17 protein-coding genes and 2 tRNA genes are annotated in these 14,867 nt (G+C 68.4%); 5 read left to right on the top strand and 14 right to left on the bottom strand.

Features of this window, described 5'->3' with window-relative positions; genetic code table 11:
* Positions 1 to 560 precede the first annotated feature (560 nt).
* On the top strand, positions 561 to 785 hold the full coding sequence (locus ACLQ25_RS26965) for a hypothetical protein (RefSeq protein WP_425733575.1): 225 nt from the start codon (positions 561 to 563) through the stop codon (positions 783 to 785).
* Positions 786 to 788: 3 nt separating this feature from the next.
* Here ACLQ25_RS26965 and ACLQ25_RS26960 read toward each other — a convergent pair whose 3' ends face one another.
* Together ACLQ25_RS26960 and ACLQ25_RS26955 are read right to left on the bottom strand one after the other, a co-directional pair.
* Positions 789 to 1,586, bottom strand: coding sequence for a carbon-nitrogen hydrolase family protein (locus tag ACLQ25_RS26960; protein ID WP_425733574.1), 798 nt, complete (start codon positions 1,584 to 1,586; stop codon positions 789 to 791).
* A 39-nt stretch (positions 1,587 to 1,625) separates the two neighbouring features.
* A complete protein-coding gene (locus tag ACLQ25_RS26955; protein WP_425733573.1) occupies positions 1,626 to 2,459 on the bottom strand; it encodes an EamA family transporter in 834 nt (277 codons plus the stop codon).
* A 62-nt stretch (positions 2,460 to 2,521) separates the two neighbouring features.
* Between ACLQ25_RS26955 and ACLQ25_RS26950 the strand changes: the two genes are divergently transcribed.
* Entirely contained in the window at positions 2,522 to 3,121 is a 600-nt protein-coding gene (locus tag ACLQ25_RS26950; protein WP_425733572.1) for a helix-turn-helix domain-containing protein, read from the top strand.
* Positions 3,122 to 3,148: 27 nt separating this feature from the next.
* Here ACLQ25_RS26950 and clpX read toward each other — a convergent pair whose 3' ends face one another.
* The 5 genes from clpX to ACLQ25_RS26925 form a co-directional block, all read right to left on the bottom strand.
* Positions 3,149 to 4,444: an ATP-dependent Clp protease ATP-binding subunit ClpX gene (gene clpX, locus ACLQ25_RS26945; protein WP_145779357.1), complete on the bottom strand. Its 1,296-nt coding sequence runs from the start codon at positions 4,442 to 4,444 to the stop codon at positions 3,149 to 3,151.
* Positions 4,445 to 4,655: 211 nt separating this feature from the next.
* Positions 4,656 to 5,318 carry an ATP-dependent Clp protease proteolytic subunit gene (locus ACLQ25_RS26940; RefSeq protein ID WP_357133539.1) on the bottom strand — a complete coding sequence of 221 codons (663 nt, stop codon included), beginning with the start codon at positions 5,316 to 5,318 and terminating at the stop codon, positions 4,656 to 4,658.
* Between the two features lie 10 nt (positions 5,319 to 5,328).
* Entirely contained in the window at positions 5,329 to 5,970 is a 642-nt protein-coding gene (locus tag ACLQ25_RS26935) for an ATP-dependent Clp protease proteolytic subunit (RefSeq protein ID WP_088988027.1), read from the bottom strand.
* A 219-nt stretch (positions 5,971 to 6,189) separates the two neighbouring features.
* Positions 6,190 to 7,536: a trigger factor gene (tig, locus tag ACLQ25_RS26930; RefSeq protein WP_355052307.1), complete on the bottom strand. Its 1,347-nt coding sequence runs from the start codon at positions 7,534 to 7,536 to the stop codon at positions 6,190 to 6,192.
* Between the two features lie 118 nt (positions 7,537 to 7,654).
* Positions 7,655 to 7,728, bottom strand: a tRNA-Pro gene (locus tag ACLQ25_RS26925).
* Positions 7,729 to 8,017: 289 nt separating this feature from the next.
* On the opposite strand from ACLQ25_RS26925, the gene ACLQ25_RS26920 reads away from it, so the two are divergent.
* Positions 8,018 to 8,091: transfer RNA gene (locus tag ACLQ25_RS26920), tRNA-Gly, on the top strand.
* Between the two features lie 367 nt (positions 8,092 to 8,458).
* On the opposite strand, the gene ACLQ25_RS26915 is transcribed toward ACLQ25_RS26920, so the two are convergent.
* A complete protein-coding gene (locus tag ACLQ25_RS26915) occupies positions 8,459 to 8,719 on the bottom strand; it encodes a hypothetical protein (protein ID WP_425733571.1) in 261 nt (86 codons plus the stop codon).
* 470 nt (positions 8,720 to 9,189) lie between these two features.
* On the opposite strand from ACLQ25_RS26915, the gene ACLQ25_RS26910 reads away from it, so the two are divergent.
* Positions 9,190 to 9,738 (top strand): GntR family transcriptional regulator, encoded by a 549-nt coding sequence (locus tag ACLQ25_RS26910; protein WP_425733578.1) that lies wholly within the window; start codon positions 9,190 to 9,192, stop codon positions 9,736 to 9,738.
* A gap of 12 nt (positions 9,739 to 9,750) precedes the next feature.
* A complete protein-coding gene (locus tag ACLQ25_RS26905) occupies positions 9,751 to 10,416 on the top strand; it encodes a YdcF family protein (RefSeq protein ID WP_425733570.1) in 666 nt (221 codons plus the stop codon).
* A gap of 8 nt (positions 10,417 to 10,424) precedes the next feature.
* Here ACLQ25_RS26905 and ACLQ25_RS26900 read toward each other — a convergent pair whose 3' ends face one another.
* The 6 genes from ACLQ25_RS26900 to ACLQ25_RS26875 all read right to left on the bottom strand — a co-directional run bounded on the left by ACLQ25_RS26900 (position 10,425) and on the right by ACLQ25_RS26875 (position 14,814).
* Positions 10,425 to 10,607, bottom strand: coding sequence for a hypothetical protein (locus tag ACLQ25_RS26900; protein ID WP_425733569.1), 183 nt, complete (start codon positions 10,605 to 10,607; stop codon positions 10,425 to 10,427).
* A gap of 1,801 nt (positions 10,608 to 12,408) precedes the next feature.
* Entirely contained in the window at positions 12,409 to 12,603 is a 195-nt protein-coding gene (locus ACLQ25_RS26895; protein ID WP_151491619.1) for a hypothetical protein, read from the bottom strand.
* A 207-nt stretch (positions 12,604 to 12,810) separates the two neighbouring features.
* Positions 12,811 to 13,206, bottom strand: coding sequence for a type II toxin-antitoxin system VapC family toxin (locus tag ACLQ25_RS26890; protein WP_425733568.1), 396 nt, complete (start codon positions 13,204 to 13,206; stop codon positions 12,811 to 12,813).
* Positions 13,203 to 13,400, bottom strand: a complete 198-nt coding sequence (locus tag ACLQ25_RS26885; RefSeq protein ID WP_151491621.1) for a hypothetical protein — start codon at positions 13,398 to 13,400, stop codon at positions 13,203 to 13,205. Before ACLQ25_RS26885 ends, ACLQ25_RS26890 begins: the two co-directional genes overlap by 4 nt.
* Positions 13,401 to 13,768: 368 nt before the next feature.
* Positions 13,769 to 14,191, bottom strand: coding sequence for a nitroreductase/quinone reductase family protein (locus ACLQ25_RS26880; RefSeq protein WP_425733567.1), 423 nt, complete (start codon positions 14,189 to 14,191; stop codon positions 13,769 to 13,771).
* Positions 14,191 to 14,814: an NAD(P)-dependent oxidoreductase gene (locus ACLQ25_RS26875; protein WP_425733566.1), complete on the bottom strand. Its 624-nt coding sequence runs from the start codon at positions 14,812 to 14,814 to the stop codon at positions 14,191 to 14,193. The genes ACLQ25_RS26880 and ACLQ25_RS26875 overlap by 1 nt, the downstream gene beginning before the upstream one ends.
* Between the last annotated feature and the right edge of the window lie 53 nt (positions 14,815 to 14,867).

Below are 14,867 nucleotides of genomic sequence, written 5' to 3'. Positions count from 1 at the left end.
CCAGTCCGGGGTATAAATCATAATTGGCACTGGCTTTACAAGCACCCTGTTGAGTTCTCAAAGAACAACCACACACCGATCAGAAGCTCCACATCCGTGGAACCCCGTTTCGGGGCAACCGCTCAAACCTACTCGGTCGAACTTTCATTGTCAACCTCGTATTTGAGGTGATCAATCTGGTTCGCCCGGACCCACGATGACGCACGCCGTATCCGGCGGTCGTTACTCTCGTGGGAAACCGCAGACCGGCCGATCGCCGCTGCGCGGTTCTCCGCCCGGCTCCTGCCGGCCTCAGAACTCTACCCGGTCGGCTTCGCGTCCGCAACCCCGTCTCCGAGGTGTTTCGCACCGCCCGATCTCAGTCTCGCTCGGCATCTCCGCCACGAGCCTGGCGCCCGTTGTCGGCCGGTTTGTCCGGCCTCCCTCGTGCAGAGAGAAAGTTACGCGGACGGCCGGGAGAAGGCAAATCAGCGTTCATCACTGGTTGGGGTCACGTCGACCGGCGCGCTCTGCATCGTGGTCGGCGACGCGGCAGGTGTCGGCGTGCCAGAGTGTCAGTCATGGATGAGTCCGGGCTGGAAACCGCGGTGTTCGCCGAGGAAGCACTGCTCGGCATCCTCCTGCCGTTCTGGCAACTGGTGATCGGCGCGGTCGTGCTGGTGGTCCTGGTCTTCTCGGTCGGACGACTGGCCCGCCGCGGCAGGTCCCGGATGACCACGGCCCTGCTGGTCACCGCCGCGGTGATCGCCGGGCTAGCGACGATCGGCGTCCTGCTCGAGGGCTGAGTCTCAGAGCCGGCGGTTGGCGAGGCTCGGCAGCTCGGCCCGGATCACGGAGAGCCGGTCAAGGTCCAGGTCGGCGACGGCCACCCCCGGCCCGTCGGGCAGCTGGGTCAGGACCGTCCCCCACGGGTCGACCACCATGCTGCGCCCGAAGCAGGTGCGGCCCGGCTCGTGGTCACCGGTCTGACCGGCCGCCGCCACGAAGCACTGATTCTCGATCGCCCGGGCCCGGAGCAGGATCTCCCAGTGGTCCCGCCCGGTGTGCATCATGAACGCCGCCGGCACCACCAGGAGCTGAGCGCCGCCCTCGGTGGCGAGCCGTCGATACAGCTCCGGGAAGCGCAGGTCGTAGCAGATCGACAGCCCGACCCGGAGGCCTTCCACGTCCACCACGACAGGTTGGGCACCGGGCGCGACGGTCTCGGACTCCCGGTAGGAGACGCGACCGGGGATCTCCACGTCGTACAGATGGATTTTGCGGTAGCTCGCGGCCAGGCTGCCGGCGCGGTCGAAGACCAGCGAGGTGTTCCAGGTGTGCGCGGGGTCCGGGCCGGCTTCGTGGAACGACCCGGCCAGCACCCACATCCCCAGCCGCCGTGCGACCCCGGCGAAGAAGCTGCCCACCTCGCCGTCGACCGGCTCCGGCTCCGGCAGACCCGCCTCCGGGCCGAGATAGTCGACGTACTCGGGAAGGATGGCCAGGTCCGCGCCGCCGGCGGCGGCGCGTTCCAGCAGCAGCTCCGCGGCGGCCAGGTTGGCCTTGCGGTCGTCCCGGGCGTTGAGCTGACAGACGGCGACGCGCATGAGAGAAGAGTACGACCGGACTGGCCGCTGTGGACAGCCTCAGATGCTGGCCAGCACCAGAGCCCCCGCCGCGAACCCGAGGCCGGCGACCTGGACCGGCCGCAGCCGTTCGCGGTCGACGGCGAGCGCGAGCAGTACCGTGCTCGCGGGGTAGAGCGCGGCGATCGCCGCCACGATGCTGAGGTGCCCTCGCGCGGCAGCGGCCAGGAAGAGCGCGTTGGCGGCGCTGTCCAGCAGACCGGCGAGGGCCGCCCAACCGAGCACCCGCCGTTCGAGCCGCAGTCGCACACCGGTGCCGGCGGCGAGGAGCAGGCCGAACGCGATCGAGCTGGTCCGTACCGCTGCCACCGGCCACATGCCCGCGCTCTCGCTGGCCTGACCGAGCAGGGTGAAGAAGATGCCGAAGAGCGCGCCGGCCGCGAGGGCGAGCCCCACCAGTCGGGCGGGGACTCTCGGTCGGCCACCGCCCTCGCCGAGGCTGACCAGGGCGATCGCCACCACCGCGAGGCCGGCGCCGGTGAGTGCCGGGGCGCCGGGGAAGGTGGTGGTGAACAGGCCGGCGACGATCGGCACCACGGCGGCGGTGATCGCGGTGACCGGCGCCACCACGGCCATCATCCCGCCGGCGAGCGCCCGGTAGAGCAGCACGATGCCGCCCGCGCCCGCCGTCCCCGCGAGCAGTCCCCAGGCGATGTCGGCGACCGTCGGTGACCCCGGCACCAGAAGCACCAGAGCGACCAGCAGCGGGACGCTCAGGAGCTGGGAGACCACGGTCACCGCGATGGGGTCTGCGCGGCGGGACGCCTTGCCGCCGGAGAAGTCGGCGGTGCCGAACGCGACTGCGGACATCGTTGCCAGGAGAATGGGGAGCATGCCACTGTCGTACCACAATAGTAACCGTGAAGGATAGTTTGATGACCGATGCAGGTGGCCGTGTGAGTGCGGTGACGGCCGCGGTGGCCCGGCAGGTACGGGAGCTGCGCGCCGCCCGGGGCTGGTCGTTCGAGGAGTTGGCCGGCCGGTCCGGGGTGAGCAAGGCGATGCTCGTACAGATCGAGAGCGCGCGCACCAACCCCAGCGTCGGCACGCTGTGCCGGGTCGCCGACGCGTTCGGCGTCAACATCGCCCGGCTGCTCGAGCCCGACGAGGAGCAGACCGTGCGGATCAGCTCGACGGCCGAGGCACCCGTGCTCTGGCAGGGCGAGCACGGCGGCACCGCCCACCTGCTCAGCGGACTCGGCGAACCCGACCTCGTCGAGCTGTGGGACTGGCGGCTGGAACCCGGAGAACGACACCGCTCCGCCGACCATCCCCGAGGCACCCGGGAGGTCCTGCACGTCCTCGCCGGGGCGGTGGTCGTCCGCGTGGACGGGCAGGATCACGCCGTACGGGTCGGGGACACGATCGAGTTCCACGCCGACCGGGAGCACGGCTACCGCAACGACGCCGACGAACCGGCTCGGCTGATGATGGTGACGGTCACCCCGTCGGGCGAGTGGGACCGCCGGACACGGTCGCGCCGGCCGCGTCAGTGACGAACGGCCGGCGTGACGCGGGGACGATCAGGCCGACTTCTCCTCGCGGTCCCGCCGGGCCCGACGCCCGGTGAACTCGCGCGGAACGATCGTCGGGTTGACGTTCTCCAGGACGACCTCGCGGGTGATCAGCACCCGGGCGGCGTCCGGGTTGCTCGGCACCTCGTACATCGCGGAGAGCAGGACCTCCTCGATGATGGCCCGCAGACCGCGGGCTCCGGTGCCCCGCAGCATGGCCTGGTCGGCGATGGCCTCCAGCGCCGGCTCGTCGAACTCCAGCTCGACGCCGTCCAACTCGAACAGGCGCTGGTACTGCCGGACGAGGGCGTTACGCGGCTCGGTCAGGATGCGCACCAGGGCGCTGCGGTCCAGGCTGCGCACGTTGGTGATCACGGGGAGCCGGCCGACGAACTCGGGGATGAGCCCAAACTTGAGCATGTCTTCCGGCATGACCTGGCTGAAGATGTCGTCGGTCGACCGCTCGGACACCGACCGCAGCCGGGCGCCGAAACCGGTGCCGCCCTGCCCGGTGCGGGACTCGATGATCTGGTCGAGGCCGGCGAACGCGCCACCGCAGATGAACAGCACGTTCGTGGTGTCGATCTGGATGAACTCCTGGTGCGGGTGCTTACGACCGCCCTGGGGCGGGACGTTGGCGACCGTGCCCTCCAGCATCTTGAGCAGGGCCTGCTGCACACCCTCGCCGGAGACGTCGCGGGTGATCGACGGGTTCTCCGACTTACGGGCGATCTTGTCGACCTCGTCGATGTAGATGATGCCGGTCTCGGCGCGCTTGATGTCGTAGTCGGCGGCCTGGATCAGCTTGAGGAGGATGTTCTCCACGTCCTCGCCCACGTAGCCCGCCTCGGTCAGCGCGGTGGCGTCGGCGATGGCGAACGGGACGTTCAGCATCCGGGCGAGGGTCTGCGCCAGGTGCGTCTTGCCGCACCCCGTCGGGCCGAGCAGCAGGATGTTGGACTTGGCCAGCTCGACGGCGTCACTGCCGGAGCCCGGCGCGTTGGCCGCCTCTGCCTGGATGCGCTTGTAGTGGTTGTAGACCGCGACGGCGAGCGCCTTCTTGGCCTGGTCCTGCCCCACGACGTAGTTGTCGAGGAACTGGCAGATCTCCATCGGCTTGGGAAGCTCTTCCCACTTCACCTCGCCGGACTCGGCCAGCTCCTCTTCGATGATCTCGTTACAGAGATCGATGCACTCGTCGCAGATGTAGACCCCTGGGCCCGCAATGAGCTTCTTGACCTGCTTCTGCGACTTACCGCAGAAGGAGCATTTCAGTAGGTCGCCGCCGTCACCGATCCGTGCCACCTACGTTCTCCCTGCACTCGTCGGCCGGAGACCCGGCCCTGACCTGCGGACGCTGCGCGCCGCCCGGCTTGGTTCGCTTCGCTGGCCCGACCGGCGAAGCGGTACGGACCCGACGTTACCCGCTGGCGGGGCATTCTCCGACCCCCAAAACGGGTGTGTCAGAGGCCGGCCGGGAACTTCACGCCCCGGCCAACCTCTGACCCGGTACCGCTCAGCTGGCGGAGTGGGTCGCCAGCAGACCCTTCTTGCGGCTGGTCAGAATCGTGTCGACCAGCCCGTACTCCTTGGACTCCTCGGCCGTCATGATCTTGTCACGGTCGATGTCCTTGCGGACCTGCTCGATGGGACGGTTGCAGTGGCGGGACAACATGTCCTCCAACTGCGTCCGCATCCGCAGGATCTCCCGGGCCTGGATCTCGATGTCCGAGCCCTGCCCGTAGCCGCCCTCGGTGGCCGGCTGGTGGATGATGATCCGCGAGTTCGGGAGCGCCATCCGCTTGCCCGGGGTGCCCGCCGACAGCAGCACGGCCGCGGCGCTGGCCGCCTGCCCGAGGCAGACCGTCTGGATGTCGGGGCGGACGTACTGCATGGTGTCGTAGATCGCCGTCATCGCCGTGAACGAGCCACCCGGCGAGTTGATGTACATGATGATGTCGCGGTCCGGGTCGGTGCCCTCAAGCGTCAGCAGCTGGGCCATCACGTCGTTGGCCGACGCGTCGTCCACCTGGACGCCGAGGAAGATGATCCGGTCCTCGAAGAGCTTGTTGTACGGGTTCGACTCCTTGACCCCGTACGACGTGCGCTCGACGAACGACGGCAGCACGTAACGGTTGTGCACGGCCGCGAACTGGGGCGGCAGGCTCAGGTCGGTCATCGTCAGCTCCTCAGCTCAGGGTCCCGGCGCCATCCGGAACCTGTGCGGCCCCGATGATCACCTTGTCGATGAAGCCGTAGTCCATGGCCTCCTGGGCGGTAAACCAACGGTCCCGGTCCGAGTCCGCCTCGATCTGCGACTGGTCTTGGCCGGTGTGGTGCGCGACCCGCTCCTGGAACATCCGCTTCGTGTAGAGCATCTGCTCCGCCTGGATGGCGATGTCGGACGCCGTGCCGCCCAGACCACCGGACGGCTGGTGCATCATGATCCGGGCGTGCGGCAGGGCGTAACGCTTGCCCTTGGTGCCCGCGCAGAGCAGCAGCTGACCCATCGAGGCCGCCATGCCCATCGCCACGGTCGACACGTCGTTGTCGATGAACTGCATGGTGTCGTAGATCGCCATGCCCGAGTAGACCGAGCCACCCGGCGAGTTGATCCACAGGTTGATGTCGCGGTCCGGGTCCTCCGCGGCGAGCAGCAGCAGCTGCGCGCAGATGCGGTTGGCGACCTGGTCGGTCACCTCACTGCCCAGGAAGATGATGCGTTCCTTGAGCAACCGGTTGTAGACCGAGTCGTCGAGGTTGCCAATGGAGTCGCCACCGCGCGCGTCAATCGCCCGGAGCGACTTCTTGGGGATGTGCATGTCGGTCATGGCAGCCCTTCGCTCTCCGTACCGTCTTTCCCGACACTAACCGCTGTGCGGGGCCGCAGAGTCCCGGTCGGGGCACTGTTCGCTCTCAGCGCAGCTGTGTCGGGCACCCGCGGCGCGGGCCTTCCGGGCGTACCCCGGCAGCGCTCAACTCCGGGCGTACCCGGAAAGGGTTTGGCCGCCGTGCACCGCGCAGCGGCGGACGGCGGCCGCACCCGACGATCAGTGCTCGTGGTTGTGCTCGGCCTCGTTGGCGGCGCGCAGCGCGTCCAGGGTGACCGGGTTGCCGGCCGAGTCCTTGATCGTGATGCGCTCCATGACGGCCGCGAGCGCCTTGCCGCGCCGGACGTCACCGAAGACCGCAGCGGCGGCGCCGGAGCGCACCAACTGGTCGTAGTACTGCTGCGGGGCCATCCCGGCGCGCTGCGCCCGGTGCACGATCTCGTGCCCGAACTCGTCGTCGGAGACCTGCACGTCCTCCGCGTCGGCCAGGGTGTCGAGCAGGAGCTGCACCTTGACGCCCTCGGTGGCCGCCTCGGTCAGCTCGGCGTCGATCTGCTCCTCGGTCTTCTCCTCGGCCGCCAGGTATTCCTCCAGGGAGGCGCCGATCCGCTCGAGCTGGTCGACCATCGCCTGCTTGCGGCTGGCGACCTCCTCGCGGACGACGCCCTCCGGCGCCGGCACCTCGGCGGTCTCGACCAACTGCGCCAGCGCCTTGTCGCGGGCGGCGTAGATCTGCTCGACCTGCTTGCCCTGGGTGACCCGGGACCGCAGGTCGCCGCGCAGCTCCTCGATCGTGTCGAACTCGCTGGCCATCTGCGCGAACTCGTCGTTCAGCTCCGGCAGCTCCTTCTCCTTGACCGTGCGCACGGTCACCGCCACGTCGGCGTCGCGGCCGGCGAAGTCGCCGCCGACGAGCTGGGTGGTGAAGGTGGTGCTGTCGCCGGCGGCGAGGCCGACCACGGCCTCGTCCAGGCCCGGCAGGAGCTGCTTGCTGCCCACCTCGTGGGAGATGTTGCTGGCCTGACCGCCCGGCACGTCCTCGCCGTCGACGGTCGCGTTCAGGTCGATCTGCACGTAGTCGCCCTCGGCGGCGGCCCGCTCGACCGTCTTGAGGGTGGCGAACCGCTCCCGCAGGTTCTTGACCTGCTCGTCGATCTCGCTGTCGTCGATCTGCAGCTCGTCGACGGTCACCTCGATGGTGGACGCGTCCGGGATGGTGATCTCCGGACGGACGTCGACCTCGGCGGTGAAGTTCAGCGAGTCACCGTCGTTGAACTCGGTGATCTCGACCTCGGGACGCCCCAGCGTCTTCAGGTCGTGCTCGCGTACCGCGGCCATGATGTTCTCCGGGATGGCCTCCTGGACCGCCTCGTTGAGGACGGTGCCCCGGCCCACCCGCTGGTCGATCACCGCGGTCGGCACCTTGCCCCGGCGGAAGCCCGGGACCTGGACCTGCGAACCGATCTCCCGGTACGCCTTCTTGAGGCTCGGCTCGAGCTCGACGAACGGCACCTCGATGGCGAGCCGCACGCGCGTCGGGCTCAGAGTCTCGACGGTGCTCTTCACAGGCGTACTCCTTGACGGATCTGGGTTTTGATTCTGGGCCTTCGATTGGCCCATCGAGTGTAGGCGAGCCGGCGGGGCCGGCTCGCAGCGCCCGGGGCGACCCGGACGCGGACGACAGTCGGGGTGGCGGGATTTGAACCCACGGCCCCTCGCTCCCAAAGCGAGTGCGCTACCAAGCTGCGCCACACCCCGTGGCGACGTGCAGTCTATGCCGTCGCCGCGCCTCAGGCAGTGCCGGGGCGTCCGCCACCCGGACAGATCTCCCATTTCGCCCCATCCGGCCTTTCAAGATCCGCACAACATCGGGGCAACTGCGGCTTCCCGGCGCGCGGATGCCACAACTTCGGGGTTGTTGTGCGGATCTTGAGTGGCGCGGCCCGGCGTCGGCACGACACGACGCCGCCGGGGCGGTGGCGCGGTCGCGCGCCCAGAACCGGCATTGGGTACGCTGTCGGCGCGCCCCGTTCCGGCGGGGCCGAGCGCGGGCGTAGCTCAATGGCAGAGCTTCAGTCTTCCAAACTGACGGTGCGGGTTCGATTCCCGTCGCCCGCTCCACGGATTTCGGCCCAGGTCAGCGGCACACCGCTGCCGCTCTTCGTCCGGCTGCGGTGATGCCGGGTTCGGCGGCTGCCTGAGCGGTCGCTGTTTCTTATAGCTGATCGCGTACCGCGCCCGACACGTAGACGCTCACTGAACCGGGCCTTGCGGTGGAAGCTTGCTCGCGCGTACCAGGATCTGCGCTTGAGGGCCTCGACGTCCCGACGGGGAGAGCCTGATGCCCTCAACCCAGATCCACTCGTCCTGGGGAGGGCGGTTGACCACCAGCCGCACCCCGGTAACCCATAACCGCACCGGCCCGTCAGAGGGTAGAAGGCGATCGGTCGCGTCGATGTCCAGCACCGCTCCGAGTCGTACCCGAACGTCAAACACCGCGTCTCCTCGTCTTTGACGCCGCGTTGCTGCGAGGCGGCGCGTTCTCAGTGATGGGCCGCTGGATCTGAAGACCGGCGATCTGAGCGAAGACCTCCCGCCGGGCCAGGGCTTCACCGGCGGCCAGGTTGATGGAATATCCGGTCAGCCACACCCAGCCGTGATACGTCGGCTTGTCGCAGACCGAGGTCACCCGCAGCCACAGCGCCCGGTCACCGCCGAACTGCACCGACGCCCGACCGTCGATCAGCACCAGATCACCTGGAACAGGGGCACCGGGCCGACGCGGCGTGACGGTGCGAGGCACCGGGGCGGGCGGGCCATTCACGGACCGTCGTTCGGGTCGACGTCCTACACCGGCACCCACCCCGGGCCAGCCTCAGCAGCTCGACGCGCGACCGGATCCCGCGCAGTCCGGGCATAACCGCCGGACCAGACGCCGGCCGGCCGCTGCTCCATGCCCGATCGCACCGACCTCAGCCCGGGTGCGGACGTACTTCCAGGTGCGGCCCGCACAGGATGAGCAGGCCCCGACGCGCACCACGCCGGGTGCAACGGTCTGGATGGTGCAGCCGGAAGGGATCAAGGATGACCCGGGCGTGTTCGGAACTTCCGTAGCGTCAAGCATCACGGCCTCCCCGCCAGGCGGTACGAGTCCTCGAAGCCGAAGGACTAGTCACGCCCGTCCGTCGGCGCGGCACCGTCGTCCGCCCGCGCGTGGCGATGAAACGCCTCGGCACCGACCGCTACGCCAAGAACAAATGGAAATCCGGGCTCGTCGCCTTCGCCGCCGACCGCGAGGCCACCGGCCGCGCGTGGACGCCCGGCGACCAGACCAACGAGGTACAACTGACCGAAGCCGACGCCGAAGTCGCCGCAGCACTCCATCTCTCGCTCGGTGCACCCGTCTACGAGCGCGCCCGCCTGGTCAAAGAGGCCGGCGTGCCGACCCACACGCTGACCAGCTACTACCGGCCCGAAGACGTGAAAGGCACATCCCTGGTCGACCCGACACCAGGGCCAGCCGGACAAGGCGGCGGCTTCGCCATCCTCACCGCCCGAGGCTTGGAGCCGGACACCATCACCGAGACCGTGCACGCCCGCATGCCCACACCCGGGGAAACCGAACTACTCCAGCTCCCCGCCGGAGAACCGGTGATGATCCTGTACCGCACCACGTCCACCAAAGAAGGCCGACCAGTCGAGTTCGCCCGCGGAGTACACGCCGCATCCCGCTTCACCTGGTCGTACACCTTCAAGATCCCCGACTGAGAGAGACAAGCGATGCCCACGCCTCCCCCGACCATCCCGGCAGAGCACCGCGCTGATGTCGAGCGCCTGTGGGACTACCACAACATGCACCACGAGATCCGACCCGTTGATGTCGGCATCGGACTAGGCAGTCATGACCTTGGAGTCGCCAAGATCGCCACTGATTTCTACCACCAGCGGATCTACCCGCACCTGGTCTTCACCGGCGCCAACGCCCCGACCACCATCGAGACATTCCCCCGGGGCGAAGCCGTCCACTACCGGGAGTACGCAATAGCCCACGGTGTGCCGGCCGACGCAATCCTCATTGACACGCAGGCCACGAACACCGGCCAGAACATTGAGTACGTCCGCGCGCTCCTTGCCGAGCATAAGATCCACACCCGGTCGGTGATCCTGATGTCTCGTCCGTACCAACAACGCCGGGCGTACGCCACCTGCAAGAAGCTCTGGCCAGAGGTCGACGTGATCTGCGCGTCCGACCCGCTCTCACTCGACGACTATGTGACCAGCATCGGCAACACCAAGAAGGTCATGGACATGCTCGTCGGCGACACCCAACGCATTGACAAGTACGCCGCACTCGGCTTCGCCATCCCCCAGCACATCCCCGACGAGGTCCGCGCTGCCTACACCCGCCTGGTCGACGCCGGCTACACCAGCCGACTCGTGCAGTAAGAACGCAGCTAACGGCCCAGCGCTTGCCGTCCAGCCTCCGCGACCTCGGGCGACACCACCACCGCCACGACCTCGCCGTCCTTCGTCAGCGGCACCGAGTTCCCAGCCTGCACCGCCTCGATGAACTCGCCTACCACGGACTCAATCGCCGTACCATCCGCGTAGGTCCGATCCGAATCCGCCTGCCTCATGAGCCAGAGCCTAGCCAACCGAACCAGATCGACCAGGACGGCACCCCATCCGTGTTCGCCAGTTCAAAGAGACGGCGCAGAACTGCTGTACGTCTTCAAGGCGGCCCTGAACGGGCCGCACGCGCCGCCGCCTGGGCGCGCGTCCGTCGCTCCGCTGGCGCTCCGACTCCGGCCACGTAGAACGCCCGTCGGCTGGCGCGGAGAGCGGGAAGCCCGGGGGCCGCCGCTGACGGTGGTTGAGGTTGTGGGCCGGCAGCCGGCCGGGCCGCGCCCGATCGGCGCGGCGCAAAGAAGGGCACGCCAGGTCCGCACGGTGGGTCGCGGCGGCGAACTGGTTGCGGTTACCGCGCCCCCGGCGGGGCGCTCCGGCTCCAGGAGGGCGGGTCGACGGCAGACGGGATGGTTTCCACCCCGACGTCTAATTCAGCGCGAATGCGCTGTGGCAAACATCGTAATTACCTCGATTGCAACCAGGCGAATCAGCTCGATGTCGGGGGTAAGGAAGTTGGCCTCATCGTCAGTGGGAAACAGGGGGTCGGTTCCGGCAGTGCCGCCGGCTGCTTTTGAGTGCACTATTCGGCTGCGCTAACCACGTCTCTTGCGCGCCGAAGTGCGTTGTCGGCAGACGACGGTTCCATGAAGCGAACCTTCACAGAGTTGACAGTCAGCGGGTCCGCAAGGAACGGACGAGGTACCAGCTCGAAGTATGGAGCGGCCAGGGTTGCGGTGGGTGAGGAAATCTCAATACAGTCACCCCTTCGGTTGCCTACATGGTAGAGAATCACCCCTCGCTTAAGGCTGGAAAGAGATGGCTTTAAGTCCCCATGCTTTCTGCCGAACAGAGTTGAGAATAACCCCTCGTGATCCGGCTCCATCTCTGCTGATGGACAACTCAACCGAGGCGAGACGTAAGCATGAATTGGTGACAGGTAAGCATTCCGCACGCCGTCTCTTCAAATCAGCAGCTCGACGAAACGCCCATCAGGCGAGGAGAGCCCAAGGCCGTCCTCATGCAGAATGAAGCTCTCTTGCCTTTCTTCGAGGAACGCCGGAATTGAGATGCGGGGGAGACGGCCAACGATGGCTTTCTGGCCGCTCCTGTCGGTGGACAATATCCTGTACCACTTTTCGCCCGGCATCCTAGACCCGCGACGTGACTCAACGGGTATGAACTCAAACCCGCCAGCTACAAGCTGAGCAACCGCAAGTTCGACCTCATCCTCATCCTCAGGTCGCTGGTCAGTCTCCGCATCTGGGATGTCATCGTCCTCGTCGCCAGCGAAGTCGGTATCTGGGGGATGCCCCTCAGGCTTCGGTTGGAGGTCAGGCCGGGGGGGCCGCCAGCGATGGTGCCGTGACCGCTGGTTCAGGTAAGTCTTCCACCGCGCAATTGTCGCTTCGCCGAGTGGGACACGGTGTCGATACCCGTCAGTCGCGTAGCGTGCTGCGATGCGGGCCGTAGGGCTTCATCCATGAGGTCAGCGTGCCGGACCTGTAACTCCGTATCGGCGAACGCAAGGTCAAGCGGTCGTCCGGGGCACACACGGGGCACAAGACAGCGTGAAACGTCGGCAACCAGCCATCAATGACGCGATCCCAGGAGGGGCGTGGGCAGCACGTCGACCAGGCTGTCACAGGCCACGCGACCGTCCGTCTGAGTTCCGCTTCAACTCACCTACTGCCGAAACAGTCTCTTTAGGATCAAGGGGCCGCGCAAGCGCGGCCCGCCCGCCGCACTCGGCCTGCTGGCGGCCTCCGGCCGGCATCGGCCGGCGCGGCGGGCAGTTCCCAGTTCGAGTGGTCATGCCCGAGGTGAACTGATCGCGGCTTCGATGCGCAGCCCGATCCCGGTGGCGACGAGGAAGCCCGCCAGGACGTGCGGCTCGGCCGACCCGGGGTCGCTCGCCAGCGTGATGACAGAGACCAGCAGTCCGGCGAGTAGAGCCAGGTTGCCGACGACCCGGATCGTGGAGGCGTGTCTCGCAGCGAGGTTCATCCGCCGGACCGTACCGAAGGCTCGCCGCCAGCGCTGTCCTGATCTGTACTTGCCAGCCCGGTAGGGACGATCGCGGGGTGGTCGGCCGCCGTCGAGGTCGGGGCGATCGACTGCCGCGCCGCTTCGCGGCTTGCCACCGGATGCACGGGTTCGGCCGGTCGATGACCGCCAGGAGCCGATGGGATCGGCGCACGCGAAGCCCTGGTGCTACGAGACGTCGAACAGCCGCAGGCCGTCGTACTCGGCGTAGTCCTTGCCGTTGAAAGTCGCCAGCGGCAGCCGGTCGACCAGGCAGCAGGCCGCGATCCAGGAGTCATTCGTCGGACGGGGCCGCCCCCGGTGCTGTGCCCGCGCCTGGAGCTGGCCCCAGGTCGTCGCTACCGCCTCGTCGAAGGGCAGCAGGACCACGCCGGATCGCCACTGCGCCAGGTCAGCCAGCTTGCGCGGCCCCCAGCTCCGCAGCACGGTCCACTTGGTCAGCTCGCCAAGCGTGACGAACGTGATGCACAACGTCTTACCGGCCAGCCGGGCACGAAGTCGGTCAGGCAGACGACCGCGCAGGATCGCCGACGCCACGTCGGTATCCAGGACGACCAGGCTCACGCGACGCTGGCCCGCCGAGAGGCGTACAGGTCAGCGAGGAACTCGTCCAACTCGTCGTCGGACTCGAACAGGCCCGGCCGGGCCAGGTCGTCGACGGAGGCGACCGGCTGCACACCCTGCCGGCGGGCCAACTCCTCGGCGGGCACATGTTCAGCGGTCGGCCACTCGGGCATCCGCTCGGCGCTGCTCGACATCACGACCCACCTCCTGCACCCCACACCGCCGCCCATTGTCGCACGGTCAGCACCGGCACCACCGGCACTCGGCCACGCGGAAAGCCGGCGACACGGCAAGCCGCCCCCGACCAGCGTGGCCGGGGGCGGTAAGCCGTACGCCGCCGGACAACCGCGCGACCGTGCCAGCCACGTGCCGGTAACCCGTGTCCCAACGGGTCGAGAGCAGTCATGATCGGGCACCACGACACCGCCGCTGACCAGGCGATTCAGGCAGATCACGACAGCCGAGAATGGTCTTCCAAACTGACGGTGCGGGTTCGATTCCCGTCGCCCGCTCTTCCAGACCGGCGGTGCGGTTCCGCCTGCCGGCCACCAGGCGTCGTCGTTCAGTCTTCGACGCGTTCCAGGACTACCACGGGTATCTCCCGGGTGATCCGCTGCTGGTAGGCGGCGTACTCCGACCTGGCCGACACCATCAGACGCCACAGGCGCGGACGCTCCCGCGTGGTGGCGGTGCGCGCCCGGGCGGCGAAGGTCTCCGTACCGACCTGCACGGTGACGTACGGGTCGGCGAGCAGGTTGAGATACCACGCGGGGTGGTGCTCCGCGCCGCGGTTCGAGGCGGCCAGCACGTAGCGGTCGCCATCGCGTTCGTACACGAGCGCGGTGCGGCGCAGCTCGCCGGTTCGTCGGCCACGGGTCGTCAGGAGCAGGTCGCGCACGCCCGGCCGTGGTCTGCCGCCGGTCTCCTCGAAACGGCGGATGTGCTCGGCGACCCAGGTGTTCGGGCTGTCGTGGACCTCGGGCATCACACCTCCCGAACGCTTCCGGCGGAACGGTGGTGGCGAGGCGCCTCGATTTCGTCGACCAGCGCTATCGCGAAGTCCGGGTAGCTGATCCGGCTGGCCGGGTCGCCGTGCTCGGCGACCCGATAGCGGCCGGTACGCGTGCCGTCGTGGTCGAAGTCGCCGGCCGGGGCCACGTACGCCCAGTCGAGATCGCAGGTCCGCAGTTCGTCGAGGCCCGCCGCGTGGCCCAGGTAGAAGGAGCGGTACTCGTCGGGGTAGCCGGGCTCGTCCATCAGGGCGACGCCGGACGCCCCGGGCATGATCGACGCGAGGCCCACCACCACCAGGCGGCGTACGCCCGCCTCGGCCAGGCCGGCGGACAGGGCGCGGGACGACGTCGTGAAGAAGTCGCCCGGTGGCCGGGACAGGTCCACGGCGGCGCTGATCGCGGCGTCCTGCCCGGCGGCGGCGCGCGCGACGCTCGCGGCGTCCGTGACGTCGCCCGCCACCACGTGCGCCCCACCCAGGTCGCCTTGGGCCGCCGGGTCACGCACCACGGCGGTGACCCGATGGCCGCGTCGACGCGCCTCGGCGACGGCCTGCCGTCCGGCCCGGCCGCCCGCGCCGAAGATCACGATGTTCATGGCGAACGCCTCTCACCAGGGCCGGAGCCCGTACGCCCGGCCGGTTCGCCGAC

Source organism: Micromonospora sp. DT44 (genome assembly GCF_049841635.1).
Classification (GTDB): domain Bacteria; phylum Actinomycetota; class Actinomycetes; order Mycobacteriales; family Micromonosporaceae; genus Micromonospora.
The sequence above is the reverse complement of the archived record's forward strand: the minus strand, read 5'-3'. Positions and strand labels throughout refer to the sequence as shown.

Bases quoted from the DNA above. Each gene is read 5' to 3' on its own strand.
- ACLQ25_RS26965 (WP_425733575.1), top strand. From the start codon at position 561: ATGGATGAGTCCGGGCTGGAAACCGCGGTGTTCGCCGAGGAAGCACTG.
- ACLQ25_RS26960 (WP_425733574.1), bottom strand. From the start codon at position 1,586: ATGCGCGTCGCCGTCTGTCAGCTCAACGCCCGGGACGACCGCAAGGCC.
- ACLQ25_RS26955 (WP_425733573.1), bottom strand. From the start codon at position 2,459: ATGCTCCCCATTCTCCTGGCAACGATGTCCGCAGTCGCGTTCGGCACC.
- ACLQ25_RS26940 (WP_357133539.1), bottom strand. From the start codon at position 5,318: ATGACCGACCTGAGCCTGCCGCCCCAGTTCGCGGCCGTGCACAACCGT.
- ACLQ25_RS26935 (WP_088988027.1), bottom strand. From the start codon at position 5,970: ATGACCGACATGCACATCCCCAAGAAGTCGCTCCGGGCGATTGACGCG.
- ACLQ25_RS26910 (WP_425733578.1), top strand. From the start codon at position 9,190: ATGAAACGCCTCGGCACCGACCGCTACGCCAAGAACAAATGGAAATCC.
- ACLQ25_RS26905 (WP_425733570.1), top strand. From the start codon at position 9,751: ATGCCCACGCCTCCCCCGACCATCCCGGCAGAGCACCGCGCTGATGTC.
- ACLQ25_RS26900 (WP_425733569.1), bottom strand. From the start codon at position 10,607: ATGAGGCAGGCGGATTCGGATCGGACCTACGCGGATGGTACGGCGATT.
- ACLQ25_RS26895 (WP_151491619.1), bottom strand. From the start codon at position 12,603: ATGAACCTCGCTGCGAGACACGCCTCCACGATCCGGGTCGTCGGCAAC.
- ACLQ25_RS26885 (WP_151491621.1), bottom strand. From the start codon at position 13,400: ATGTCGAGCAGCGCCGAGCGGATGCCCGAGTGGCCGACCGCTGAACAT.
- ACLQ25_RS26880 (WP_425733567.1), bottom strand. From the start codon at position 14,191: ATGCCCGAGGTCCACGACAGCCCGAACACCTGGGTCGCCGAGCACATC.
- ACLQ25_RS26875 (WP_425733566.1), bottom strand. From the start codon at position 14,814: ATGAACATCGTGATCTTCGGCGCGGGCGGCCGGGCCGGACGGCAGGCC.